This window comes from Undibacterium sp. KW1 (assembly GCF_009937955.1).
In the GTDB taxonomy this organism is placed as follows: domain Bacteria; phylum Pseudomonadota; class Gammaproteobacteria; order Burkholderiales; family Burkholderiaceae_D; genus Undibacterium.
Genome location: NZ_AP018439.1, coordinates 5,327,866 through 5,352,734, shown reverse-complemented (window position 1 = coordinate 5,352,734; position 24,869 = coordinate 5,327,866). Strand labels below are relative to the sequence as shown.

The window sequence follows — 24,869 nt, the reverse complement described above, 5'->3', positions numbered from 1 at the left end:
TACTTGGTGCGGAACAGAATATGCCCACAAACGCCGCAACCGACGCTACTACAAAAAACTGCAGCAAATTGCTACCCGACGAATATCAATGGCAGACACTGGACTGGTCACATTTGCGTGCTGCAGACTTACCGCGCGAATTAAAAATTTTTCCTGATCAGCAAGTTGCCTGCGCAATGAATGCGGCAATTTGTAGCGAAGCTGAAAGCTTGAAAATCATCGCAGTCGATGTGGATGTGTTTTTCAAGAACTCTGCCATCTGGAACAAGCCTGAGCAATTGCAGCCTTATATCGAACTCGTCAATCGCTATTATCAGCAGGCGCGCATCACTTTCAATTTCAGATTCCGTCCAATAGGCGAATTGCCAGCCTGGACTGAAAACCGCAATCAACTGACAGTGATTTTTTCTTCGGCCATGCCTGCCCCGGCTGGCAAGGTCTCCGATGCATTTGGCAATCTGCCAGCCGGTAAGGCAGTATTTAATGATGTGCTGATGAATCGTCCAAGCAGACACGCGAATCCCTATTTCCTGATGGGCAAACCTTTGGGGCATGAACTAGGGCACGTACTGGGTCTTGCACACACGCAGTACAAGGCCTTGTTGATGACCCAGGGTACTTCACCGCAAAATGCTTTGGATATATTGCCGGAGCAGGCACTGATCATGCGGATCATGGCATTGCAGCGTTTTGGTGGAAGACTTGATCCCGTGATTGCATGTCATTAGGGAAATACAGTGTTGGAAGATTATTGCTGCTTCACTATTTTTCAGCCATTACTGCTGCTGAAATGCACCTGATCTGTGCTGGCAAAGGTGCTTAAGGCAGAGGGAAAAGGTAAAATGCCGGTATTCCGTCACTGCGAGCTACCATGACTGCCTCTACTTCCAGCACTTCCCCGCAAGAAATCACAATTACCCGCCCGGATGACTGGCATTTGCACGTGCGCGATGGCGCCGCCCTGGCCAGCGTGCTGCCGCATACGGCGGCACAGTTTGCCCGTGCCATCATCATGCCTAACCTGAAGCCGCCGGTCACTACGACTGAACAGGCTGCCGCTTATCGTGAACGCATACTTGCTGCCTTGCCAGCAGGCATGAATTTCGAACCGCTGATGACTCTGTACCTGACCAATAACACGCCACCAGATGAGATACGCCGTGCCAAGGACAGTGGTTTTGTGCATGCCGTGAAATTGTATCCAGCAGGTGCCACCACCAATTCTGATGCTGGCGTGACTGACCTCAAAAATTGCTACAAGACCCTGGAAACCATGCAGGAAGTCGGCATGCCCTTCCTCGTGCATGGTGAAGTGACAGATGCCGAGATTGATTTGTTTGACCGCGAAGCCGTGTTCATCGACCGCGTCATGCAACCGCTGCGCAAGGACATGCCGGAATTGAAAGTGGTGTTTGAACATATCACGACCAGTGATGCTGCAGCCTATGTGGCAGAATCGGGTGGCCCGATTGCGGCGACGATTACTGCCCATCACCTGCTGTATAACCGCAATGAGATTTTTAAAGGCGGCATACGCCCGCATTATTATTGCTTGCCAGTGCTCAAGCGTGAAACCCATCGCCAGGCGCTGGTCAAGGCGGCTATCTCGGGCAGCAAGCGTTTCTTCCTGGGTACTGATTCTGCACCGCATGCCAAGGGTTTGAAAGAGCATGCCTGCGGTTGTGCCGGTTGCTACACCGCTTTGCATGCGATGGAGTTGTATACCCAGGCTTTTGAGCAGGCTGGTGCACTTGACCAACTGGAAGCTTTTGCGAGTTTCAATGGCCCTGACTTTTATCAATTGCCGCGCAATAGCGGCAGCATTACCCTGGTGCGCGAGGACTGGCAAATGCCGGCAGAACTGCCATTTGCCGACACCAGCATCGTGCCACTGAACAGTGGCGAAACCCTGCACTGGAAAATGCGTACTGCATAAATCTGGTTGGCAATTCATGACACGTTTTTTTGATGAGATAGACTGGCCGCAAGCCTGGTTTGCTGCCGTGCGCGAATCGGCTGACAGCTTGCTGGCGGCCGAAGACTGGCGCTCGCAACTCAATCATCTCGCTCTGGAGGCAGGTTTAAGCAATCACCTCGAATTGCCCTTGCGCTTTATCACACAGGAAGAATTGCCTGAGGGGACGGCTTATGAAGCGCATATCAGTGCCACTGGACTAGTGCCCACGCGCGAGAACCTGCATGATTTTTTCAATGCGCTGGTGTGGCTGACTTTCCCTGCCATCAAGCGGCAGTTGAATGCCTTGCAGGCCGCGCAAATTGCTGCTCTCGGCATAGGCAAGTCACGCGGCCCCGCGCGTGATGCAGCAACTATCTTTGATGAGAATGCGGCGCTGCTGGTCCTTGCAGATACGCCCGAAGGAGCAGACCTGATCGCCGCTTTGCGCGCGCATGCATGGCAGGACGCCTTTGTCAGACAGGCAGATAAATTCGGTGGCTGCGCCGAAGTCTGGTGCTTTGGACATGCCTTGATGGAAAAGCTGGTCAAGCCCTATAAGGCGATTACAGCACATACCTGGGTCGTCATGGTGGAGCCAGCTTATTTCAAGCTCGATGCCAGCGCCAGACGTGCACATATCGATGGGGTAGTGGCAGCGCAACTCGCAAGCCAGGTGTTGACCACGGCAGATTACACGCCTTTACCCGTACTTGGCATACCAGGCTGGTGGCCGCAGCAGGATGCAGCTTTTTACCAAGATCAGCAAGTTTTCAGGGTAAAACGCCGGAACTGAGCCCGGCGTTCAAGAGGCCGCAGGTTACTATCAGGCCGCAGCGCCAGTCTGTATGATCTTGAACAATTGATCTTTCAGGCTCAGGCGTGCTTTCTTCAAGTCTTCCAGCGCAGCATCACCCAGATGCTCTGCACCGTTCTCTGCACGGTTGATGGCCTTGTCGGTGTCATCATATTCAGCAAACAGCTTGGCGAAATGCTTGTCGTTGGCTTTCAGTTCGTGGATGGCTTGCTTGAACTCTGGGAATTCAGTGGAAAGAGGGTGGTGATCTACTTGCATGGATACTCCTTAATGATAGAGGAAGGGATTTTCCCTGCCCCTATATTAAGCTTATCCAGACCCTCATCCATGACCTGCATCAAGTCAGGCAGAGAAAGACAGAATGCTGGCCTTGATGTTTGCCGCCTGCATTGCTGATTGCAGGCCCATCATCAATTTCGGGTAGAATATTTGTGCAATGCCGTATACCTGCAGGTGTATGGCCTTGGGATTCCGGCAGCTGCTTTGCAAATTTATCAGGTCTGGATCTATGGTCTGGACAAATTCCGCCATCTGGCATCAGGCTAACACCGGGACTGGCTGCAACTATGTTGGGCAAGCACTCACCTCATCCAGTATTACCAGACCAGCATACAGGCTGGCGTGCAGCGACCATGTCCTTGCGTAAGGCCATCGTGCTGGGTATAGCTCTGGGCATCCTGATTCCCGCCGTCCTGCTCGGCACTGTGCTGGCCAGGGATAGCTATGAACGCGAGTACGAAGTGCGCGTGCGTAGGCCACTGAAGCAATATGCCAGCATGCTGGAGCAAACCATGCCTGTGCCATTGTGGCAAGTCGATGCAAGCAGTGCCCAAAGCTTTGTTAATTCTGTCATGCTCAATCCTGATGTCGTGCGCATTATTGTCGAAGATGCCGCCCTGGGCCGTTTTGTCCATGCTGAGCAGTCCATACAGCAAAAGCAGGGCTTGATCAGTGAAACCCGCAATATCCGCAAAGATGGCAGCATCATAGGCCGGGTCACGATAGAAATGAGCAGCTACTGGATGGAACAGGAATTCCTGAAAAAATTCCTCAAGGGCGGTGCTGCCATCCTGGTGCAATTGCTGATTTCTTTTTTCCTGTTATGGCTGCTGTTCCAAAAACGCCTGATGCGTCCCTTGCAGCAATTACAGCGCGATGTCGATCGCTTGGGTGAGGGTCATCTCACAGAAGTCGTCAGCGCCGCCCGGCCCGATGAACTGGGCAGCCTGGCGCTTGGGGTAGATTCCATGCGCCTGCGCCTAGGTGAACTCATGAACGAGCAGGCCAGCCACAATGCTACGCTGGAGCAAAGGGTCACCGACCGCACCAGGGAGTTGCACGCATCGAATCAGGAGTTGCGCACGGCCCTCAATGATTTGAACAGCGCACACGCCGAAATCCAGCGCAGCGACAGGATGGCCGCGCTCGGTTCGCTGGTCGCAGGCGTGGCTCATGAACTCAATACACCTATAGGTAATTCTGTGACGGTGGCCAGTACCATTCATGACCTGAGCCGCGAATTCAATAAGAAAATGGCACAGGGTGTCACCCGTGCAGCCCTGCAAAATTATGTCGAAAATAACCTGCAGGCCAGCGATATACTCTTGCGCAATTTGCATAGCGCGGCTGACCTGATCGGCAGTTTCAAGCGCGTGGCGGTAGACAGGACCAGCGCCCAGCGCCGGGTGTTTTTTCTTGATGAAGTCGTCAGGGAAACCATGCTGACCATGGGGGCCAGTATCAGGCATCATGTACATGAAGTCCGTATCGATATTCCGCTTGGAATACGTATGGATGCCTACCCGGGTTTACTCGGACAGATTATCAGCAATCTCATCAATAATGCCATCCTTCATGGTTTTGATGGCCGTGAAAATGGCATCATCGATATCAGGGCGCATTTGCTGGATACAGAGCCAGCCAAAGTGGAATTAAGCGTCAATGACAACGGCGTTGGTATTGCTGACATCAACCTCGGGCGTATCTTTGATCCCTTCTTCACGACCAAGCTGGGGCAGGGCGGCAGTGGCCTGGGTTTGAATATCGTCTATAACCTGGTGTGCGATGTACTGGGCGGTAGCATACGGGTGGAAAGCGAGCCAGGAAAAGGTGCCAGCTTTATCATGCATTTGCCCTTGTGTGCTCCCGGTCATGCTGGTGATACTGCGCAGTGAAGACGGAATAATGAATAGCAAATTCAGTGGCTGGACTTGGCCACATCAGACCAACCTTGCGGGCAATTCACCTGGGAAGACAGTTTTTGATATTCGCCAGAGGCGCGCAGTTTTTTCAGGCCATTATTAAATGCCGCAACCCTGCCTGCACTGGTTGGCAGGCCACGCGACATCATCAGGTGAGTCGTAAAACTTTCGGTCATCAATTTTGGGTGTGCAGATAACTGTGCCGCATCGGCAGGTGAAAAATTCTTCGCCAATAAATCACAGGTGACGTTTCTCTCCATCGGTGCGATATCTACCCGCTTCAACAGCAAGAGCTTCAGGGCGGCCGTATCATTCGGTAGCTTTTCCATCTTCAGGTCACCCTTATTCGCCATCGCCCAGATCTCTGGCGTATAGGTATAGTCCTGTATCATGGCAATACGGTAGGGCTTGAGATCGTCGAGTTGTTTCCATTTAAAATCGATGGCGTTGCGATAGACAAGCACCCATTGCTCGGTGATGACATTGTCACTCAGGAAAAAACTCTGGTCATGCTCAGGTTTGTGACCCCAGTAAGCCGTACCATCCCATTTACCTGCGCGGCTCTCGGCCAGGGCGCGTGACCACGGCAAGAAAGTAAATTCCACCTGATAGCCTTCGAGTTCAAAAGCACGCCGCACTATGCTCAGGGCTATGCCTTTGTCTGGCCTGCTTTCAGTCGCATAGGGTGGGAGTTCGCCAGTGGCGATTTTGAGTAATTTTCCTTGTGCCGATGACAAGCCTGGCAATAAGGGGAGCAGTATCAGCAGAGCGACAGCAAACCAGGATGAGCATGCTTTTTTCATGATACCGCCTTCATCAAAAAGGGATTCAGTAGCCTATCATCTGCCTTATTGCTATTTCTGGCAAGTCGCTGGCGTGCAACAAGGTGCAACCACAGTATCAGACCATAGTGCGCAGACCAAACCATGCTGGAATCATGAATGAGAAACAACAACGGGAGCCTGAGCTCCCGTTGTTGTATTGTTGTTACCTTATCTGGCGTTGCGGATTTATTGTTCGCGCAACCAGGTCTGGGTACGGCCAAACATCGGTGCGCCTATGTAGCCGCGCACATTCAGTTTCTTGTTGTTTTCAACGACACTGAGCTTGCTGCTGTACAGCTTGCCATTACCTGGGTCGAGGATTTTGCCGCCAGTATATTCGTCACCGTCTTTTTTGAGGCCAGACAAGATGGTCATGCCGACGATGGGCTGGTCTTTATTTGCGCCTTCACATTTATCGCATTTTGGGTTCTTTTCGGGGGCATCGGCTTCCAAAAACAGTTTCTCTATCTTGCCCTGCAATTCACCGGCAGTTTCGGTGATACGTATCAGTGCCTTGGGTTTGCCTGATTTGTCATCTATGCTCTTCCATAGGCCGACCGGGCTTTCTTCAGCCTGTGCCAGCAGGGGCATGCCTGCGAATGCGATGAATGCGGATAGTACGGATAACACGAGTGGAACTGTTTTTTTCATGCTGTCTCCAAAAGAAAAAACTGTGGTCTCTGATTTATGTGATTTGATTGTACGTGGCAAAATTTTCACCACGTACAATATTTTTAGAGTACCTACTTTAACCCACGGTATTGCAACATCTTAGGCTGGTGGCAGCTTATCTAACTGTTCCAGCAGTTTTTGCAGGGTTGCCTTGAAATTCGCCAGACGTTCTCTCTCAACCGCGATGACCTGTGCAGGTGCCTTGGCGACAAAGCCTTCGTTACCCAGCTTGGTCTCCAGCTTGGTAATTTCACCTTCCAGACGGGCGACTTCCTTGCTGATACGTGCACGCTCTGCTGCCACATCGATTTCCACTTTCAGCATCAGCTTCGATTCGCCAACGACGGATACCGGTGCCGGTGATTCAGGCAGCGCATCAACGACAGCTACCTCAGACAGTTTCGCCAGTGCTTCCAGGTAAGGCGCAAAAGACTGCAGGCGGGCCTTGTCTTCTGCGTTCGCGGCCTGCAACAACAGTGGCACGCGCTTGGCCGGGGACAATTGCATTTCACCACGCAGGTTACGGCAGGCGTCGGTCATGGCTTTCAGTGCCTGCATCCAGGCTTCTGCCGCAGTGTCGACGTTTGCCGCCACGAATTGCGGGTAAGGCTGGATCATGATGCTGTCGCCAGCAGGGTTCAGGGTCTTGCCTGCCAGCGGTGCCACTGTTTGCCACAAGGCTTCGGTAACAAAAGGAATGACAGGGTGAGCCAGACGCAAGATCACTTCCAGCACGCGCAATAAAGTGCGGCGGGTCGCACGCTGTTGCGCTTCATTGCCTTGCTGTACCTGCACCTTGGCTACTTCCAGATACCAGTCGCAATATTCATCCCAGACAAACTTGTAGATGGCAGAAGCGATATTGTCGAAACGGTAGTCGGCAAAACCTTTTTCTATCTCAGCCTCTGCATGTTGCAGGGTAGAGATGATCCATTTGTCAGCCTGTGAATATTCGAGGTCAGCATCTGTGACACCAGCACCAAAACCACAATCCTTGTCTTCAGTATTCATCAGGACAAAGCGGGTCGCATTCCACAGTTTATTGCAGAAGTTGCGATAACCTTCGCAACGGCCCAGATCGAAATTGATATTGCGGCCCAGTGATGCATAGCTGGCCATCGTGAAGCGCAAAGCGTCCGTACCATAGGCAGGGATGCCGTCGGCAAATTCCTTGCGCGTGGCTTTTTCTATGCTGGCAGCCTGTTTCGGGTTCATCAGGCCGGCAGTGCGCTTGGCCACCAGTTCATCTACGCTGATACCGTCGATGAGGTCGATAGGGTCCAGGGTATTACCCTTGGACTTGGACATTTTCTGTCCGCTGGAATCACGTACCAGGCCATGCACATAAACTGTATTAAACGGTACCTTGCCGGTGAAGTGCGTGGTCATCATGACCATACGCGCTACCCAGAAGAAAATGATGTCAAAGCCGGTGACCAGTACCGAGGATGGCAGGAACTGTTTGATGTCCGGTGTTTCTTCCGGCCAGCCCATGGTAGAGAAAGGCACCAGCGCAGATGAGAACCAGGTATCTAGCACGTCATCATCACGCTTCAATGCGCCAGTGTAACCAGCGGCAGCTGCCTTGGCTTTGGCACCTGCTTCATCGTGGGCAACAAAAATTTCACCATTGTCGCCATACCAGGCCGGGATTTGATGACCCCACCAGAGTTGGCGAGAGATACACCAGTCCTGGATATTCGTCAGCCACTGGTTGTAAGTCGTTGTCCAGTTTTCCGGGATGAATTTGATTTCACCATCAGCGACTTTTTCCAGCGCCACTTCAGCGATGGATTTGCCAGGGAAGAAGGTACCTTCCGGTGCCGGTTTGCTCATGGCCATGAACCACTGGTCAGTCAGCATCGGTTCAATCACCACATTGGTACGGTCGCCACGTGGCACCATCAACTTGTGTGGTTTTACCGATTCCAGCAAACCCTGTGCATCGAGGTCAGCCACGATTTGTTTGCGGGCGACGAAACGGTCCATGCCCTGATATTGCGCAGGACCGTTTTCATTGATCTTGGCATCCAGAGTGAAAATGCAGATCATGTCCAGTTTGTGACGCTGACCAACAGCGTAATCGTTCATGTCATGCGCAGGCGTGATCTTCACACAGCCAGTACCAAATTCCTTATCGACATAGCTGTCGGCAATCACCGGGATTTCACGGTCTGTCAGCGGCAGCTTGAGCATCTTGCCAACCAGGTGGATGTAACGTTCATCCGTCGGGTCAACTGCCACGGCCACGTCACCCAGCAGGGTTTCAGGGCGGGTGGTCGCTACTGTCAGATGGCCGGAGCCATCTACAAACGGATAGCAGATATGCCACATAGAGCCATCTTCTTCTTCCGACACCACTTCCAGATCAGATACCGCAGTACCCAGCACGGGGTCCCAGTTCACCAGGCGCTTGCCGCGATAGATCAGGCCTTGCTCTACCAGTTTGACGAAGACATCGGTGACGCTCTTGGAGCGTTCAGCATCCATCGTGAAATATTCACGGTCCCAGTCGGCAGACGCACCCATGCGGCGCATCTGGCCGGTGATGGTGGAGCCGGATTTTTCTTTCCATTCCCAGACTTTTTCCAGGAATTTTTCACGGCCCAGGTCATGGCGCGAAATCTTTTGTGCATCCAGCTGGCGTTCCACGACGATCTGGGTGGCAATACCGGCATGGTCAGTACCCGGCACCCAGGCCGTATTGTGACCTCGCATGCGGTAATAGCGCGTCAGGCCATCCATGATGGTCTGGTTGAAGGCATGACCCATGTGCAGGGTGCCTGTCACATTTGGCGGTGGCAGCTGTATGGAGAATGAGGGTTTGCCTTCATCCATGGTGGCGGCAAAATATCCACGTTTTTCCCACTCGCCACGCCAGGATTGTTCGATTTCTGCGGGCTCAAAAGACTTGGCTAATTCCATAATATGATCTGCGGTGATTGCTAAACCTTTGATTATAAATGAGGAAAGTGCAGAAGGCGGTTTTTCCTGCGGATAGCAATAATAAAATATCTTAAAGACAATAAATATTTTAAATCTCGTCACTTGTGGACAGCAAAGCGACAAATGCCATGTTGCCACCATGCATCTGGCTTGTTGTTGCCGGAAAGATTGGATTAAGATGTTTGAAAACCCCTGGGGACATCATGAGAAGTCTGATCAATACGATAAGTGCCATGAATTTTGTCTTTCTGCTGATAGTCCTGTTTCAGCCCGCCAGGGCTGATAAACCAAATACAGAAGAAGCCCTGGTGCTGGCCTATGTTGACAAATCCGGTGACAAATCCGGCGACAAGTCTGTCATCAGCGTTGCCACAGGTTCTGCCCTTCCTTTGCGCCATGCAACTGCCGTAGCGATAGTGATTACTGCTGCTGATATAGAGGTAAGCGGCGCTACCAGTTGAGAGAGGGTTGGTGGCCTGGATCAGGATGGAGAGTGAATACCCAAATCAACCATATCGCAGACCATCAGAGAGAGTCAGGAAATTTCCCAAGGGCGGGCGTTCGGTCTTTTTGCAATTTGGCTATAAATTATAGGAATACCGATGATCACTTTGCAGTGACATCTGACCGCTTGTCGGGTGAATAAAGCAGGCGCATCAATTTCGATATGGGGGCGTGCGTAAATCTGTTAATGTTGATGGCTGATTCTTGGTATGGCTGTAGCAGCCTGATAGTTTGTTTGTAAAAAAACAGCAGCAATGGCGGCAGGAATAATGGCAGGAGTAAGAATAGTAATAACGGCAGGAGCGGCAAGCGCCGCAAAAGCAGGACGAAACTGTGTTGAGAATAAGATAAGGAATAAAACTTTAGATGCTGGAAAAAGGCTGTTCTTATTTTTCTGATATCCATGCTTGCCGCCTCGGTCAAAAGACTGATGCGAAAGCTGGCTTGCTTAAGCACGCCTGCCAGTTTTTCAATCTCGTCCTGTGCATATTGTTTTTGCTCGTTTCCCCTGCCATGGCTCAGCAGCCCATGCTCAGGCAAGACCTGGCCATGCTGCAAAACCAGGTGTTGCAAGTGCAGACTCCTGCAATGGCCCAGGATTTGCGCATGGGTTACCGCTATGGCGAGCATCTGGTCTTTGCAGATGCCGCTACTCAGGGCCGCCGCCCTGAGGTTAGTACCGGGGGCAGCCTGGCGGTACTGTATCCTGACATGGGTGAACCTTACCGCAGTATTTTTGCCAAAATCATCGAAGGCATAGAAAGCAAGTCACGCATGCCGGTGATCAGCGTGCCGATAAGCGCCAAGCTGGAAACCGCTGACCTGAATGCGCAATTGAAACGCAATGGTGTCAGGGTCGTCATCGCCCTTGGCCGTCAGGGAGTCAAGCTGGCCAGTGGCCTGGACCGCGAGATTGCCGTGGTCGTTGGTGGTGTGCTGAACATTCCTGAAAGCGAAAGCCGCAGCATGACAGGCGTCAGTCTTATGCCCGATCCTGCCTTGTTGTTTACCCGCCTCAAAAGCCTGCTGCCAGGCGTCAAAAGAGTCATTGTCGTGTATGACCCCAAAAACAATGAGTCACTGATCAAACTGGCGCGCGAAGCAGCCAGGCAGCAGGGGCTGGAGCTGGTAACCTATGAAGCCAAAGACCTCGCTGGTGCCGCCCATCAGTATGAAATGGCCTTTGCCAGCGCGGACCGGCGCGACGCCTTGTGGCTGCCACAAGATTCAACCACGGTGGAAGAGGGTAGTATCTTGCCGCTGGTCTTGCGTGAATCCTGGAACCGTGGCATCCCCTTCTTTTCCAGCAGTTTTCTGCACGCAAAAAAAGGAGCACTGTTTGCGCTCTATCCGAATAATCTGGAGCTGGGACACAGCCTGGCCATGGCAGCCCATAGTGCCGTGAGCGGAGATGGCCGCAAGTCTGGCGTGTCCTTGCTGCGTGAGGTCCTGGTGGCAGTGAATTTGCGTACAGCCAGCCATATAGGTTTGAACATTGATTATCAAAGCCAGAGAAGTTTTGACTCTATCTTCCCTGAGCCTTGAGTGTTGTAATTGATTGCCATTGCAGGCTGTCTGCCATGCTGCTGCGATGTAAAGAATAATAAAAACGAAGAGAAGTGAAAGAGCCAAGCATGCCATGCATCCGTGAGAATGCTGCCATGATCTTGAATATTCTGAGACAAAGTGTTGTTCACCAGCGATGCCTGACGGTGGATGGCCACAAGTAATTTGGTTCAAGTATGAAGTTTTTCAGAAATTACTTTCGCCGCACAGGTTTCAGTCTCCAGCTAACGGTGATCATCACGGCTGCTATCCTGGTGCTGGCATTGTTTTCTTCCATCATGAATTCATGGCAGGCCAGCCATCGCATGCGCGCTTACTTTGTTGTGCAGGGTCAGCAAGTGGCAGAAAACCTGGCACGTCAAAGCCGCCTGGCCCTGTTGTATCACTCTGCCGATAATGCCAGGGAAGTGGTGACGACCACCCTGGCTTTTCCTGATGTCCTACAGGTAGAAATCGCCAATGCAGAGCATAAGGTCTTGCTGTCACAAAGCAAACCTGGCGTTGTCTTGCCGCCTTTACAGACGCAACCGGCCGGGCCATTGTCGAGTGCCAGACTGGAACAGGAAAGTGAGCAGGACTGGCGTTTCAGCGCCCCGGTATTTGCCGGTGAGGCAGAAGCCTCGCCTTTTGAAGTGCAGGAGAGCAAGCCACAATTACTGGGTTATGTACACGTAGTGGTCGGCAAGACCACGCTGGATAAACTGGTGTCGTCGCTGCTGCTCGGCAACCTCGCCATCACGTTCTCATTTGCCCTGATCCTGCTGGCCGTGATACGCCTGATGTCGCGGCAGATGATACGCCCGCTGAACCATTTGTCTGTTCTCATGGGCAGGGCAGAATCCGGCGAGTCCGGCATGCGCGCGACACCGCAAGGCTCAAAAGACATCATGGAAATGGCGCATGCCTTCAACCAGATGATGGCAGTGCTGGAAGAGCGTGAAGCTGAACTCAAGCAATCACGTGACCAGGCCCTGCATACCGCCGTCATGAAGGCACAATTTGCTGCCACCGTCAGCCATGAAGTGCGCACCCCTTTGAATGGCGTGGTTGGCATGCTCGACATGCTCAAGGAAATGCGCCTTACCCGCAGCCAGCGCGAATGCGTGGATGTGGCCTGGAATTCTTCCCAGTCCCTGATCGAGCTCATCAATGACATCCTGGATTTTTCCAAGATGGAAGCGGGCAAGGTCGAGGTCGAAGAAATCGAATTTGATTTGAATAAACTGGTGGCTGAGGTGCTGGAGTTGTTGTCCAAGTCTGCCCAGCAAAAGGGTCTGGAACTGGCCTACCTGGTCGCCGATGATGTTCCTCTGCGCATCAAGAGCGATCCCTTGCGTTTGCGCCAGATACTCCTCAACCTCATAGGTAATGCTGTCAAATTTACCGAGCATGGTGAAATAGCGGTGCGGGTGGTATTGAGCCAGTACCACGACCAGGCAGATCCGGCTGCACCGATGAGCTTGCGTTTTGATGTCAGCGATACCGGTATAGGGATGTTGGCTGATGCTGTCGCCAATGTGTTTGAATCCTTCGCCCAGGCTGACCGCTCAACGACACGCAAATATGGTGGAACCGGCCTGGGCCTGGCTATCTGCAAACAACTGGTGGCACTTCTGCATGGTGAAATCGGCGTCAGCAGCGTACCGGGGCAAGGCAGCAATTTTTACTTCAGCATGCAATGCAGGGCCAGCAGCACTATTAACACCGGTAGCATCAGCAACACTGACAGGCCAGCCCTGGCCAGCACCGACTTGCAGGGCGAGCGCATACTCATCGTTGATCCCAGTGAGATCGTGCGCAGCTTTTTGCTGCAGCAACTTTCCCGTCATGGCATGGCATGTCATGCAGTAGCCAGTGGCATGCAGGCCCTGAGTTTACTGGACAGGGCCGCCAAAGAAGGTGCCCCTCATTCCCTGGTCATTATGGATGTCGGCAGCACGGATGATGACGGCGTGGAACTCGCGCGCCGTCTGCGCAACGATCATCGTTATAGCGGCATCCACACTCTGGCACTGGACAGGAATGGCTGTGCGGGAGATACCAACTCCACGGCAGCAGAAATCTGCCTGAGCAAGCCAGTGCATATAGAAAAAATGTTGCAAGCCTTGCGGCATTTGTTGCTGACTGAAAGCCAATCGCAGTCACCAGCCACGGCAAATATAGTCAGGCCACCTGTACCCATGCCAGCCAGGGACATGGAAGTGGCGCGTCACCCTGCACAGGGTGGCCAGGTGGAGTGGCGCGTGCTGGTGGTTGAAGATAATCGCACCAACCAGATGGTGGCGGCGGGCATGCTGTCACTGTCCGCCTGCCATTGCGAATTTGCCGGAAATGGCAAGGAAGCAGTCGAAGCGGCACGCCGCAACCGCTATGACCTGATACTCATGGATTGCAGCATGCCGGAAATGGATGGTTATGAAGCCACCGTCAGGATACGCAGTTATGAAGATGGTCTGGGCAGGCGCACACCTATCGTGGCGATGACGGCCAATACCCAGCGTGGCGATGCAGAAAAATGTCTGGCGATAGGCATGGATGATTATCTGGCCAAACCTATCACCCTGGTGGAGTTGCGTCAGAAGCTGGAACGCTGGCTTACCCGTGGCGGCGCGGCAGGACGTGCCTTGCCGTCAGGTGGACAATTGCAGCCGCTTGATGGTCAGCCACTTGACCGCGCGGTGTTTGACAAGTTGCGCGATATCCTGGGGCCAGGTTTGCAGCAGACAGTATCCCTGTTCCTGGAAGATACACCTGTCTATCTGGAACAATTGAACCAGGGCTTGCAGCAAGGCGATGCTGAAATGGTACGCGCCATGGCACATTCCATCAAAGGCAGCAGTGGTAACCTGGGGGCCAGCAATCTTTTGCAGTTTGCCAAGGAAGTTGAACAACTGGCGCTGGAAAGACATTTGTCAGAAATCTCGCCGCTGCTGAGCAGCCTGCATCAGGCTTACGAAGCAGTGGCGTATGAACTGAGCAATGAGGTATTCCTGGAAGGCCATGAAGTAGTCAGCCCCGGCCGACATGTTGCCAAAGTGCTCGTGGTCGATGATGACCGCAGCACCCGCAGCACGCTGCGTCATACCCTGCAAAGAGATGGTTTCAAGGTTGAAGAGGCGGCAGATGGCTCGCAAGCCTTGCTGATGCTCAAGCGCATGCGTCCTGACGTTATTCTCATGGATGCCGTCATGCCTGTCATGGACGGTTTTACCGCCTGCAGCCTGATACAGGAAATGCCGCGTGGCCGCAGCATACCGGTGTTGATGATTACTGCGCTGGAAGACAATACTTCGGTGGAGAGAGCCTTTGCTGCCGGTGCCTGCGACTATATCCCCAAGCCTATCCATTTCGCCGTATTGTCGCAACGTGTGCGCCGCATCATAGAAGCCAACCAGGCAGAAAAACGCATACGTCACCTTGCCTTCAACGATGTGCTGACTGGCTTGCCCAACCGCACGCAGTTCCTCGATCAACTCGGTCGCAGGTTGGCCATGGCCAAGGAAAATGTCGAGTCGGTGGCAATACTTTTCCTTGACCTGGACAGATTCAAGAACGTCAATGATACGCTCGGCCACGATGTCGGTGACCGCCTGCTGATTGCCGTGGCCCAGCGCATACGCCGCAGTGTGCGCAATGCCGATTGCGTGGCACGCCTGGGTGGTGATGAGTTCACGGTGATACTCAGTGAACTGGCCGACCCTGCTGCTGCCGCATCGGCGGCGCAAAATATTTGCCGCACCCTGGCCAAGCCTTTCCAGATTGATAGCCATGATATTTTTGTGACCGCCAGCATCGGCATTTCTGTCTATCCCAGCGATGGCATGGACGTAGGCACCCTGGTCAAACATGCAGACACAGCCATGTACCGCGCCAAGAAAACCAATACTGACTTCCAGTTTTTTGAAGCAGCGATGGAACATTCGATTTCTGAACGGGTACGTCTGGAGAACGACCTGCGCCGCGCATTGGAGCGTAATGAGCTGGCGGTGTTTTACCAGCCCCAGGCACGCATGGATAATGGTGAAATCATCGGTGCCGAGGCACTGGTGCGCTGGTTCCATCCTACCCGTGGCATGGTGTCGCCATTGGAATTTATCCCCATGGCAGAAGAAACCGGTCTCATCATTGCACTTGGCGAATGGGTGCTGCGTACCGCCTGCGCCCAGATGCGCAACTGGATGGACAAGGGCATGGGGCATCTGCGGGTTGCCGTGAACCTGTCTGTCAGCCAGTTACTGCAAAAAGATTTTGCCAATACTGTGGAGCAGGTCTTGTTTGATACCGGCCTGCCAGCGAAAATGCTGGAACTGGAAATCACCGAAAGCACGCTGATGGAACATGCACAGGATACCCTGGCGATACTGGACCGCTTGCGCAGCCTGGGCGTCAGGCTGACCATTGATGACTTTGGCACTGGCTATTCATCTTTGTCTTATCTTAAACGCTTCCCAGTGGATATCATCAAGATAGACAGGTCCTTCGTGCGTGACGTTCCTGGTGACGCCGACGATGCCGCCATCGTCACCGGCATCATCGCGCTGGCACATAGCCTTAGGCTGGAAGTGGTGGCAGAAGGGGTAGAAACCCGCGAACAACTGGAGTTTTTACGCACCCAGTCCTGCGATATCCTGCAAGGTTTTTACCTGAGCAAACCTATACCGGCGCAGCAACTCGAAGATGAAATATTGTCGCAAGTGGGCAGCGTATTCCTGGACCAGACAGGTAAATAAAAGCGGGGCAGAATAGCGCCAGCCTGATAAAAAATTGAACAGAGATACGGACAGAACAATGAGGGCTTGCATGTCGCAGCTTCAACTACCTAAATGGCAAACCAGGCTGATGCCGGGTTTGCTGGTTATTGCCTTGCTATGCATGAACAGTACTGCATATGCCCAGACCAGGCCTGATTTTTCTGAGATAGAAGCAATACATTCTTTATCTGATCGCGACAATACTGCAGCCCTTAAACAGTTGCAGGAATACAAGGACAAATTGGGCAAAGATGCCAATTACGCCTTGCGTGCCGAAGTCTTGAAGACATTGATAGGTATCTTGTATGACGCAGGCAAAATCAAGGAGGCTGATGCCGCCAACGCAGAGTTGCTGCAACTGGCAAGGGCACAAAAAGACAATGACATGATCAATATGGCGCTGATAGGCGAAGCCTTTCAGATGCTGGATCAGGGCAAATTCGCCATGGCGCTGGTGAAGCTCAATGATATACAGCAAAGCCTGCGTGATTCAAAAAATGCTGAAGTGCAGATGCGCCTGAATATCGCCTTTGGCATGGTGCAACTGGCGATAGGCAATTTTGATAAATCCCTGCCTTATTTTCTTGAAGCACTGAAGCTGGCTGACCAGATACCGCGCCGCAGTGCCCAGGCCAAACTGTACCGCATGGAATCCATTGCCAGACTCTACCTGAATATGCATAATGCAGAGAAGGCGCTGGAAACCACCAATGAGGCCCTGGCAATGTTGCCCGGCATAGACTCGCCCAAAATCACTTCTTCGCTGCAAATGACACGTGGCCTGGCCCTGATAGACCTGGGGCGTCATGATGAAGCACTCGAGGCCTACAAGACCGTCTTGCAGATAGCCACCGATGCCGGCATGCCTGCCGTAGCCGCCACAGCACTCGGCAATATTGCCGATTATTACCTGCATGTGCGCAAATTTACTGAGGCTGAACGCGCCGCCAGGTTCTCACTGGAAAAAGCCCAGGCCGTGAATGATCCTTTTGCGATCGCTATTGCCAAGGCAAATATCGGGTTTGCACTGGCAGGGCAAAAGAAATTCGCCCAGGGCATAGGCTACATCAATGAAGCCAAGAAGTTTTTCATGGAAACCGGCTCCAAGTCGGATGTGGAAAACCTGCTCAGTGAAATCGGCAATATGTATGAAGCCGCCGATATGTATAAAGAGGCGCTGGCGACGGTGCGCGAGCAGCAAAAACTCAGCGATGAATTATTCCGCTCTGACCGGGCACGTGCCGTAGCCACTTTGCAAGAGCAATTCAATGCCCAGCAAAGGCAAAAACAAATTGAATTGCTGGCGCGTGAAAACCAGCTCAAGGATGCCGATATCAAAAACCGTCAGTTGCAACAACTGGTGCTGATGTTGGCTGCAGTCATCATGGTGATGGCGGGGATGGTGGTTTTCTTCCTGTACCGGCGAGTTCGCAAGACCAATGAAAAACTGCGTGAAGTCAATGAGCAACTCGAATTCCATGCGGTGCGTGATCCCCTCACAGGTTTGTATAACCGCCGCTCTTTTGTCGATATGATGAAGGGCAGGGCCATCTTGCCTGAAGGTGAAAGGCGTGAAGATGCGCTTGATAATCCTGACTGCCTGATACTCATGGACATCGACCACTTCAAGAATATCAATGACAGCTTTGGTCATGCCACTGGCGACGCGGTATTGATAGAAGTGGCACGCCGCTTACGCAGTACCGTGCGTGACAGTGACATGGTGTTGCGCTGGGGTGGTGAAGAATTCCTGATTTATTCACCACGTTCCAATCCCGCACAACTCAAGGGACTGGTTGAACGCATCTTGCGCAGCATAGGTGAAGAAGACATTCAGGCTGATGGTGCCAGTGTTCCTGTCACCCTGACTGCCGGTTTCATCAGCCTGCCATTTTCCGGTTTGCCAGAAGCCATCTGCAGTTGGGAAAAAGCCCTGCAAATTGCCGACATGGCCTTATATCTGGGTAAGCTCAATGGCCGCAACCGCGCCTATGGTGTCAGCAGATTATTGATCGCCTATGAAGAAGCCTTGCCCGTACTCGATCATGATCTGTCGGCTGCGATCAAGGCTGGCATGGTCGAGTTGATAGAGGTGCATGGACCGGTAAAACTGCCAGAAGGCAATCCTGCTGCGTCGGCAACGGTATCTGATGAAGAACTGGCCAGCGCCATCAAATAAAGCACCTGAGTTTAAAAAAGTCGTATAATCTGCCGTCGTCGCGGTTCTGGATTTATTTCTGGAACCCGAAGAAAAAATGCTAGGGGTCCTGCCATCAATCTTGTTGGCGGGTGAGAAATACCCTCGAACCTGATCTGGATAATGCCAGCGAAGGGAAGCTGCCAAAGACTTCTTGCTACGCGCTTTCAGCGTGCACATTTTGATTTTGGAAACTCCTTTGCTGGCTCCATGCCAACAAAGCAAAGGAGCCAAAATGAACGCCAACCCGCAATTCTTGTCCGCTACCGCCACGGTAGATGAGGCAGCCATACAGCCACTGCCGAATTCCCGCAAGACTTATATACAGGGCAGCCGACCCGATATCCGCGTACCCATGCGCGAAATCACGCAGTCTGATACGCCAGCCATGTTTGGTTCGGAAAAAAACCCGCCTATCTATGTGTATGACACCTCTGGTCCTTACACCGACCCAGAAGTAAAAATCGATATCCGCTCTGGCCTGGCATCCGTACGCGGTGCCTGGATAGCCGAGCGCAATGATACTGAAGAACTGGCAGGCCCAACATCAGAATACGGCATCGCCCGCCTGCATGATCCCAAACTGGCTGAGCTGCGCTTCAACCTCAAACGCCTGCCGCGCCGTGCACTGGCAGGCAAAAATGTTTCGCAAATGCACTATGCGCGCCAGGGCATCATCACGCCGGAAATGGAATTTGTCGCGATACGCGAAAACCTGCGCAGGAAAGAATATCTGGAAAACCTGAAAGCCTCAGGCCCTATGGGTAGCAAGCTGGCAGAAGTCATGGGCCGCCAGCATCCGGGCCAGTCTTTTGGCGCTTCAATTCCCGCAGAAATCACGCCAGAATTCGTGCGTTCAGAAATCGCCCGTGGCCGTGCGATTATCCCTGCGAATATCAATCACCCTGAAATCGAGCCCATGATCATAGGCCGTAATTTCCTGGTCAAGATCAATGCCAATATCGGCAATTCTGCGGTGACATCTTCCATCGGTGAAGAAGTCGAAAAAATGACCTGGGCAATACGTTGGGGTGGCGACAATGTCATGGACCTTTCCACTGGCAAGCATATCCACGAAACCCGCGAATGGATCATCCGCAATTCACCTGTGCCTATCGGTACCGTACCGATCTATCAGGCACTGGAAAAAGTGAATGGCAAGGCAGAAGACCTGACCTGGGAAATATTCCGGGATACGCTCATTGAACAAGCCGAGCAGGGCGTCGATTATTTCACCATCCATGCCGGCGTGCGCCTGCAATATGTGCCGATGACAGCCAAGCGCCTGACCGGCATCGTCTCGCGCGGTGGTTCCATCATGGCGAAATGGTGTCTGGCGCATCATAAGGAAAGCTTCCTGTACGAGCATTTTGAAGATATCTGCGAAATCATGAAAGCCTATGATGTGTCCTTCAGCCTTGGTGACGGTCTGCGTCCAGGCTCTATCTATGATGCCAATGATGAAGCGCAGTTAGGTGAATTGAAAACCCTGGGCGAACTGACACAGATCGCCTGGAAGCATGATGTGCAAGTCATGATAGAAGGCCCTGGCCATGTGCCCATGCACCTCATCAAAGAAAACATGGACCTGCAACTTGAGCAATGCCATGAAGCGCCTTTCTATACCCTGGGCCCTTTGACGACGGATATCGCCCCTGGCTATGACCATATCACTTCCGGCATAGGTGCAGCCCAGATAGGCTGGTATGGCACTGCCATGCTGTGTTATGTGACACCCAAAGAACATCTGGGTTTGCCTAACAAGGTCGATGTCAAGGATGGCATCATCACTTACAAGATTGCTGCTCATGCAGCCGACCTGGCAAAAGGCCATCCCGGTGCGCAGATACGTGACAATGCTTTGTCGAAGGCACGCTTTGAATTCCGCTGGGAAGACCAGTTCAACATTGGCCTCGACCCCGACAAGGCGCGCGAATTCCATGATGAAACCCTGCCCAAGGATTCTGCCAAGGTCGCCCATTTCTGCTCCATGTGCGGCCCGCATTTCTGCTCGATGAAAATCACGCAGGAGGTGCGAGACTATGCCAATGCACAAGGTATCAGCGAAATCCAGGCCTTGAAGCAGGGCATGGAAGTCAAGGCAGTTGAGTTCATCAAATCCGGCGCGGAAATTTATAAGAAACAATAGCCATGGTAGAGATACAGCTCAATGGAGAGAAGCGGCAACTAGCGAGCATGCTGCTGGCAGATTTGATTGCTGAATTGAATCTGTCACAGCAGGCGATTGCGGTGGCAGTGAACAGGCAGATTATTCCGAAGTCGCAGTGGGCGGAGCATGAGTTGCAAGTGGATGACAAGGTTGATGTGGTGAGGGCGATTGGCGGTGGATGAGTGTAGCTTGGGCTACGCTTCATCAGCCCAACACTCGGCATTCAAATGACGTGCATGTTGATTCAAGGCCCAGTGTTGGGCTGATAAACCGTAGCCCAACCTACGGCGCTAACAGGATGCAGTCCAATCTATGACGTATTACTTGGTCTTCACAAATTTGAAAGAATTTTATGAACACAGAAAACACTCAAGGCTTAAGCATAGCCGGAAAAACCTACCGCTCCCGCTTGCTGGTTGGTAGCGGTAAATACAAAGACCTGGAACAAACCCGCCTGGCAACAGAAGCCAGCGGAGCCGATATCATCACGGTAGCGATCCGTCGTGTGAACATAGGGCAAGACCCGAATGCACCTAGTTTGCTGGATGTAGTACCACCAAGCAAATACACCATACTGCCAAATTCAGCCGGTTGCTACAACGCTGAAGACGCGGTGTATACTTTGCAACTGGGGCGTGAATTATTGGGCGGCCACAAGCTGTGCAAGCTGGAGGTACTGGGCGACGAGAAAACCCTGTTCCCGAATATGCCCGAGACCCTGAAGGCTGCCAAGACTTTGGTGCAGGATGGTTTCGATGTCATGGTGTATTGCAGCGATGATCCTATACAGGCGCGCATGCTGGAAGACATAGGCTGCGTTGCCATCATGCCGCTGGCTTCATTGATAGGTTCAGGCATGGGTATATTGAATCCATGGAATCTGTCGCTGATTATCGAACAGTCCAAAGTGCCGGTACTGGTCGATGCTGGCGTAGGTACTGCATCAGATGCCGCGATAGCCATGGAGCTCGGTTGTGATGGTGTGTTGATGAATACTGCCATCGCAGGCGCCAAAGACCCGGTGCGCATGGCACGCGCCATGGGTCTGGCGGTCGAAGCCGGGCGAGAAGCTTTTCTGGCAGGACGCATGCCGCGCAAGTTTGCAGCATCGCCTTCGTCTCCTATGGCTGGCCGCATAGTCTGATATTCGTTTGATGATCGTTTGATGAAAACAACTACGCGCCCCTGTGTGCTGGTATTTGCCGGGCATGATCCCAGCGGTGGTGCTGGCATACAGGCAGATATAGAAGCCATCGCTGCGCAGGGCGCACATGCCCTGCCGGTGATTACCGCATTGACCGTGCAAGACAATGATCATGCCTATGCCGTGCATGCCGTTGATGTGCAAATCATTTTGCAGCAAGCAATGACCCTGGTGGCAAAAATGCCGGTCAAGGTCGTCAAGCTGGGCATCGTCGCACATAAAAAGAATGCGACGGCGATTGCCAGTTTTATCCAGAAGATGAAACTACAAGAGCCTGATTTGCAAGTCATCGTTGATACTGTATTGGGCAGCGGTCATGGTGACAGTCTGTCTCTCGATAACCCGGTAGAGGCGATTGAGTCTTTACTGAAAATCGCAACCCTGATCACTCCGAATCTGCCTGAGCTAAAACGCCTGTCACCACTGGTTATAGACATACAGGCACAGGTAGAAAATCTCATGCAAACCTATGCGGCGGATGTCTTGCTCAAGGGTGGACATGCAACTGAAGCGCAGGTTAAAAATATCTGGTTCCAGCATGGACAATGGCAGACTGCGCAAGAATGGTTGTGGCCGCGTTTGCCTGGTGAATTCCACGGCAGCGGTTGCACCCTGGCGTCGGCGATAGCCGGGCAACTGGCAATTGGTGCCAGCTTGCCTGTAGCGCTGCAACAGGCGCAAAGCTATACCCAGCAGAGCTTGCAACATGCGTATGCGATTGCCGCAGGGCAGCTCATTCCGGCACGTCAGCCAGTTCTGACTACAAGAAAGAAATCATGAATAATTTAAGCAAGCATCAACTCAGTGGCCTGTACATCGTTACCCCCGACTGGGACGATACGGCGAAGCTGCTTGAAGTCACCGAACAAGCTCTGCTGGGCGGCGCGAATATTGTGCAATACCGCCACAAGACTGCCAGCGATGCATTGCGCAAAACACAGGCACTGGCCTTGCTGGAACTCTGCCGCCGCTTTAACAAGCCCTTCATCATCAACGACCATCTGCAACTCTGTCTTGATATTGATGCCGATGGCCTGCATGTAGGTGGCACGGATATCTCAGTGGCCGATGCCCGAGCCAAGCTGGGTGCGGACAAAATACTGGGTGCGTCCTGCTATGGTGACCTGGAACTGGCGCGTACTGCTGTCGTGGGGGATGCGAGTTATATTGCCTTTGGTGGTTTCTATCCTTCCCGTATCAAGAAATATGCAGTGACCACGCCCGCCAGCATAGTTGGAGATGCGGTCAGGGAATTTACTGTGCCAAATGTGGTCATCGGTGGCATGACCTTGGAAAACTGTCAGCCCCTGCTCGCACAAGGCGCGCGCATGGTCGCTGCAATCAGCAGCGTGTATATGGCAGAGCAGCCGCAACAGGCGGCACGGGCATTTGCCAGCTTGTTTGCTTAGTTTGCTTGCTTATCTTGTCTGCGTGAAGGATTTCATTTGTCGGCTGGCTCAAAAACTGCTCGAAGAGATGCAGGGACCTCAGATATACTTCGCTTTCCAAGCCGACCAATTATCTTGTCCCCATGAGTGCGAACAGCTTTCCAGCAAATCCAGAACCACAAATGATTTCCCGCAGACAGCTGGTGGGCAAAGACAATACTTCGGGTAAAGGAGATTTTTATCCGGCACCTGATGGTGTGGCTGGCTGGTCGTGGGGCGCATTTTTGCTTGCGATTTTTTGGACAGCCCGTCATAAACGCTGGATCAGTTTTTTTCTTCTCGTAGCTCCCATTGTCGCTAGCGTGGTCGGGCTTAATAACATAAGCAGCATAGGCAAAAGATGGATGGTTTTGCTGTTTTTTTTCAGTCCTGTCATCAGTTTCTTTTGCGCTGTCAAAATTGGTCGTAACGCAAGACTATGGGCCTGGCAAAATGTTTACTGGGATAGTCTGGAGCACTTCAAGAGCGCACAACGGAACTGGACACTTGTTGCATTCAGCCTGTATGCGCTGACGATTGCGCTAGTCGGCGCTGTAAAATATCCTGACATACAAAGAGAGGTCGCCAGGAAGCAGCTTGACGCTAAAAATGAAGCAATCAGGAAAGAGCTGGTGTTGAATGGCCGTCACGCCGTTGCCGACGCGGTGAATATTGCAAAAGACGTTTCCCAGGGAGTTGGCGACTATATTCTTGCTCATCAGGCTTTCCCTAAAAATATCGCCCAGGCCGGTTTTGAATCCCAGCTACCAGATTATGTCAAGAGTATAGAAATTGACCAGAGGCATGGCCTGATCGCTGTCACGATGAATGTTGCTCCCTTCATAGCGCAGACTTTTTATCTGGCACCCCGTTACGAAGGGGAAAAGGAAATTTTATGGAGATGTATGCGCGGTGATTTTTCTACCCTGGATATACCGCATGAATGCAGATACGACGCGACTGAATTTTTTTACATCAGGCGTAAGTAAGAGACAGGTTTGCGGTATATCCCGGTGATCTTTATTGCTTGAGGCTTTCTGCAGCCACAGGGTTTTCCTTGCCGCCAGCGGCTTGTTGGTCCAGCTCTTCAACCTTTAATAAGTCTGCTGTAGTCAGGATGCCAACGCTGACGACATCGTGACCTGTTACTGTTTCACACAGTTTTGGATAAGCGATAGTGCCTGCTTTGCAAAAACGGATATTGTTATTTTTGTTTGCACCCGGGTAGTAGAAGTACATCATGTCACCGGCATTGTTGATATACATGGCCTGATCCAGTAAAGCTTCCGGAAATTTGCCATCTGTCGCGTTTAGTAGCCATTCACGCAATTTGGGTATGCCTTCTGTACTGACTTCGAGAGTTAACTTATTGTGTGGGCCATGAAAGCCCAATCGGGTTCGTGCCAGATTCTTGTTGGCCAGCATGCGCCGCTCAGTGCCAGCCATGAATATAACAGCGCAAGAAGAAAAGCAATTGCCCTGAACGGCGGTATTGACTTTTCTATTTTTGATCAGCTCGGCAATGGCATAAGCGGCGCCCAGGTCGCCACCCGGGCTTTCGGTCAATACGACAGTATGCACTTCACCGCCAGACAGATTGCGGCGAAATCGCTATGCGTCTTCAGGCTCCACCTTG

The 24,869-nt window shown here is 52.4% G+C and carries 20 protein-coding genes and 1 riboswitch; of the genes, 14 read left to right on the top strand and 6 right to left on the bottom strand.

Features of this window, described 5'->3' with window-relative positions:
• Window positions 1–20: 20 nt before the first annotated feature.
• From UNDKW_RS24050 to UNDKW_RS24040, 3 genes are all read left to right on the top strand, one after another.
• Window positions 21–728 carry a hypothetical protein gene (locus UNDKW_RS24050; protein ID WP_162060816.1) on the top strand — a complete coding sequence of 236 codons (708 nt, stop codon included), beginning with the start codon at window positions 21–23 and terminating at the stop codon, window positions 726–728.
• 143 nt (window positions 729–871) lie between these two features.
• Window positions 872–1,936, top strand: a complete 1,065-nt coding sequence (gene pyrC, locus UNDKW_RS24045; protein ID WP_162043366.1) for a dihydroorotase — start codon at window positions 872–874, stop codon at window positions 1,934–1,936.
• 16 nt (window positions 1,937–1,952) lie between these two features.
• Window positions 1,953–2,750, top strand: coding sequence for a DUF3025 domain-containing protein (locus tag UNDKW_RS24040; RefSeq protein WP_162060815.1), 798 nt, complete (start codon window positions 1,953–1,955; stop codon window positions 2,748–2,750).
• A 30-nt stretch (window positions 2,751–2,780) separates the two neighbouring features.
• Here UNDKW_RS24040 and UNDKW_RS24035 read toward each other — a convergent pair whose 3' ends face one another.
• Window positions 2,781–3,029 carry a YdcH family protein gene (locus UNDKW_RS24035; RefSeq protein ID WP_162043364.1) on the bottom strand — a complete coding sequence of 83 codons (249 nt, stop codon included), beginning with the start codon at window positions 3,027–3,029 and terminating at the stop codon, window positions 2,781–2,783.
• A 308-nt stretch (window positions 3,030–3,337) separates the two neighbouring features.
• On the opposite strand from UNDKW_RS24035, the gene UNDKW_RS24030 reads away from it, so the two are divergent.
• Window positions 3,338–4,945 (top strand): sensor histidine kinase, encoded by a 1,608-nt coding sequence (locus UNDKW_RS24030; protein ID WP_162060814.1) that lies wholly within the window; start codon window positions 3,338–3,340, stop codon window positions 4,943–4,945.
• 23 nt (window positions 4,946–4,968) lie between these two features.
• On the opposite strand, the gene UNDKW_RS24025 is transcribed toward UNDKW_RS24030, so the two are convergent.
• From UNDKW_RS24025 to UNDKW_RS24015, 3 genes are all read right to left on the bottom strand, one after another.
• Window positions 4,969–5,775: an ABC transporter substrate-binding protein gene (locus UNDKW_RS24025; protein ID WP_162060813.1), complete on the bottom strand. Its 807-nt coding sequence runs from the start codon at window positions 5,773–5,775 to the stop codon at window positions 4,969–4,971.
• 207 nt (window positions 5,776–5,982) lie between these two features.
• On the bottom strand, window positions 5,983–6,447 hold the full coding sequence (locus UNDKW_RS24020; RefSeq protein WP_162060812.1) for a DUF2147 domain-containing protein: 465 nt from the start codon (window positions 6,445–6,447) through the stop codon (window positions 5,983–5,985).
• Between the two features lie 120 nt (window positions 6,448–6,567).
• Window positions 6,568–9,393 (bottom strand): valine--tRNA ligase, encoded by a 2,826-nt coding sequence (locus UNDKW_RS24015; protein ID WP_162060811.1) that lies wholly within the window; start codon window positions 9,391–9,393, stop codon window positions 6,568–6,570.
• A 224-nt stretch (window positions 9,394–9,617) separates the two neighbouring features.
• Between UNDKW_RS24015 and UNDKW_RS24010 the strand changes: the two genes are divergently transcribed.
• Complete coding sequence (locus UNDKW_RS24010; protein WP_162060810.1) at window positions 9,618–9,875, top strand: hypothetical protein; 258 nt, start codon at window positions 9,618–9,620, stop codon at window positions 9,873–9,875.
• A 145-nt stretch (window positions 9,876–10,020) separates the two neighbouring features.
• Here UNDKW_RS24010 and UNDKW_RS24005 read toward each other — a convergent pair whose 3' ends face one another.
• Window positions 10,021–10,491, bottom strand: coding sequence for a hypothetical protein (locus tag UNDKW_RS24005; protein WP_162060809.1), 471 nt, complete (start codon window positions 10,489–10,491; stop codon window positions 10,021–10,023).
• Here UNDKW_RS24005 and UNDKW_RS24000 point away from each other — a divergent pair, their 5' ends adjacent.
• From UNDKW_RS24000 to UNDKW_RS23960, 9 genes are all read left to right on the top strand, one after another.
• The gene (locus UNDKW_RS24000; RefSeq protein WP_232063099.1) at window positions 10,492–11,463 is read left to right on the top strand and encodes an ABC transporter substrate binding protein; all 972 of its coding nucleotides are present in this window, start codon (window positions 10,492–10,494) and stop codon (window positions 11,461–11,463) included. It begins immediately after the preceding gene.
• A 197-nt stretch (window positions 11,464–11,660) separates the two neighbouring features.
• The gene (locus tag UNDKW_RS23995; protein WP_232063098.1) at window positions 11,661–16,214 is read left to right on the top strand and encodes an EAL domain-containing protein; all 4,554 of its coding nucleotides are present in this window, start codon (window positions 11,661–11,663) and stop codon (window positions 16,212–16,214) included.
• 70 nt (window positions 16,215–16,284) lie between these two features.
• Window positions 16,285–18,414, top strand: coding sequence for a tetratricopeptide repeat-containing diguanylate cyclase (locus UNDKW_RS23990; protein WP_162060807.1), 2,130 nt, complete (start codon window positions 16,285–16,287; stop codon window positions 18,412–18,414).
• A gap of 71 nt (window positions 18,415–18,485) precedes the next feature.
• A riboswitch (TPP riboswitch) is annotated at window positions 18,486–18,587 on the top strand.
• Between the two features lie 80 nt (window positions 18,588–18,667).
• Window positions 18,668–20,581 (top strand): phosphomethylpyrimidine synthase ThiC, encoded by a 1,914-nt coding sequence (gene thiC, locus UNDKW_RS23985; protein WP_162060806.1) that lies wholly within the window; start codon window positions 18,668–18,670, stop codon window positions 20,579–20,581.
• A gap of 2 nt (window positions 20,582–20,583) precedes the next feature.
• The gene (gene thiS / locus UNDKW_RS23980; protein WP_162060805.1) at window positions 20,584–20,784 is read left to right on the top strand and encodes a sulfur carrier protein ThiS; all 201 of its coding nucleotides are present in this window, start codon (window positions 20,584–20,586) and stop codon (window positions 20,782–20,784) included.
• Window positions 20,785–20,954: 170 nt separating this feature from the next.
• Window positions 20,955–21,746, top strand: coding sequence for a thiazole synthase (locus UNDKW_RS23975; RefSeq protein ID WP_162060804.1), 792 nt, complete (start codon window positions 20,955–20,957; stop codon window positions 21,744–21,746).
• Window positions 21,747–21,767: 21 nt separating this feature from the next.
• The gene (locus UNDKW_RS23970) at window positions 21,768–22,586 is read left to right on the top strand and encodes a hydroxymethylpyrimidine/phosphomethylpyrimidine kinase (RefSeq protein ID WP_162060803.1); all 819 of its coding nucleotides are present in this window, start codon (window positions 21,768–21,770) and stop codon (window positions 22,584–22,586) included.
• On the top strand, window positions 22,583–23,215 hold the full coding sequence (thiE, locus tag UNDKW_RS23965; protein WP_162060802.1) for a thiamine phosphate synthase: 633 nt from the start codon (window positions 22,583–22,585) through the stop codon (window positions 23,213–23,215). The genes UNDKW_RS23970 and thiE overlap by 4 nt, the downstream gene beginning before the upstream one ends.
• Window positions 23,216–23,337: 122 nt before the next feature.
• A complete protein-coding gene (locus UNDKW_RS23960; protein WP_162060801.1) occupies window positions 23,338–24,222 on the top strand; it encodes a DUF2628 domain-containing protein in 885 nt (294 codons plus the stop codon).
• A 31-nt stretch (window positions 24,223–24,253) separates the two neighbouring features.
• Here UNDKW_RS23960 and UNDKW_RS23955 read toward each other — a convergent pair whose 3' ends face one another.
• Entirely contained in the window at window positions 24,254–24,814 is a 561-nt protein-coding gene (locus UNDKW_RS23955) for an ATP-dependent Clp protease proteolytic subunit (protein WP_162060800.1), read from the bottom strand.
• Between the last annotated feature and the right edge of the window lie 55 nt (window positions 24,815–24,869).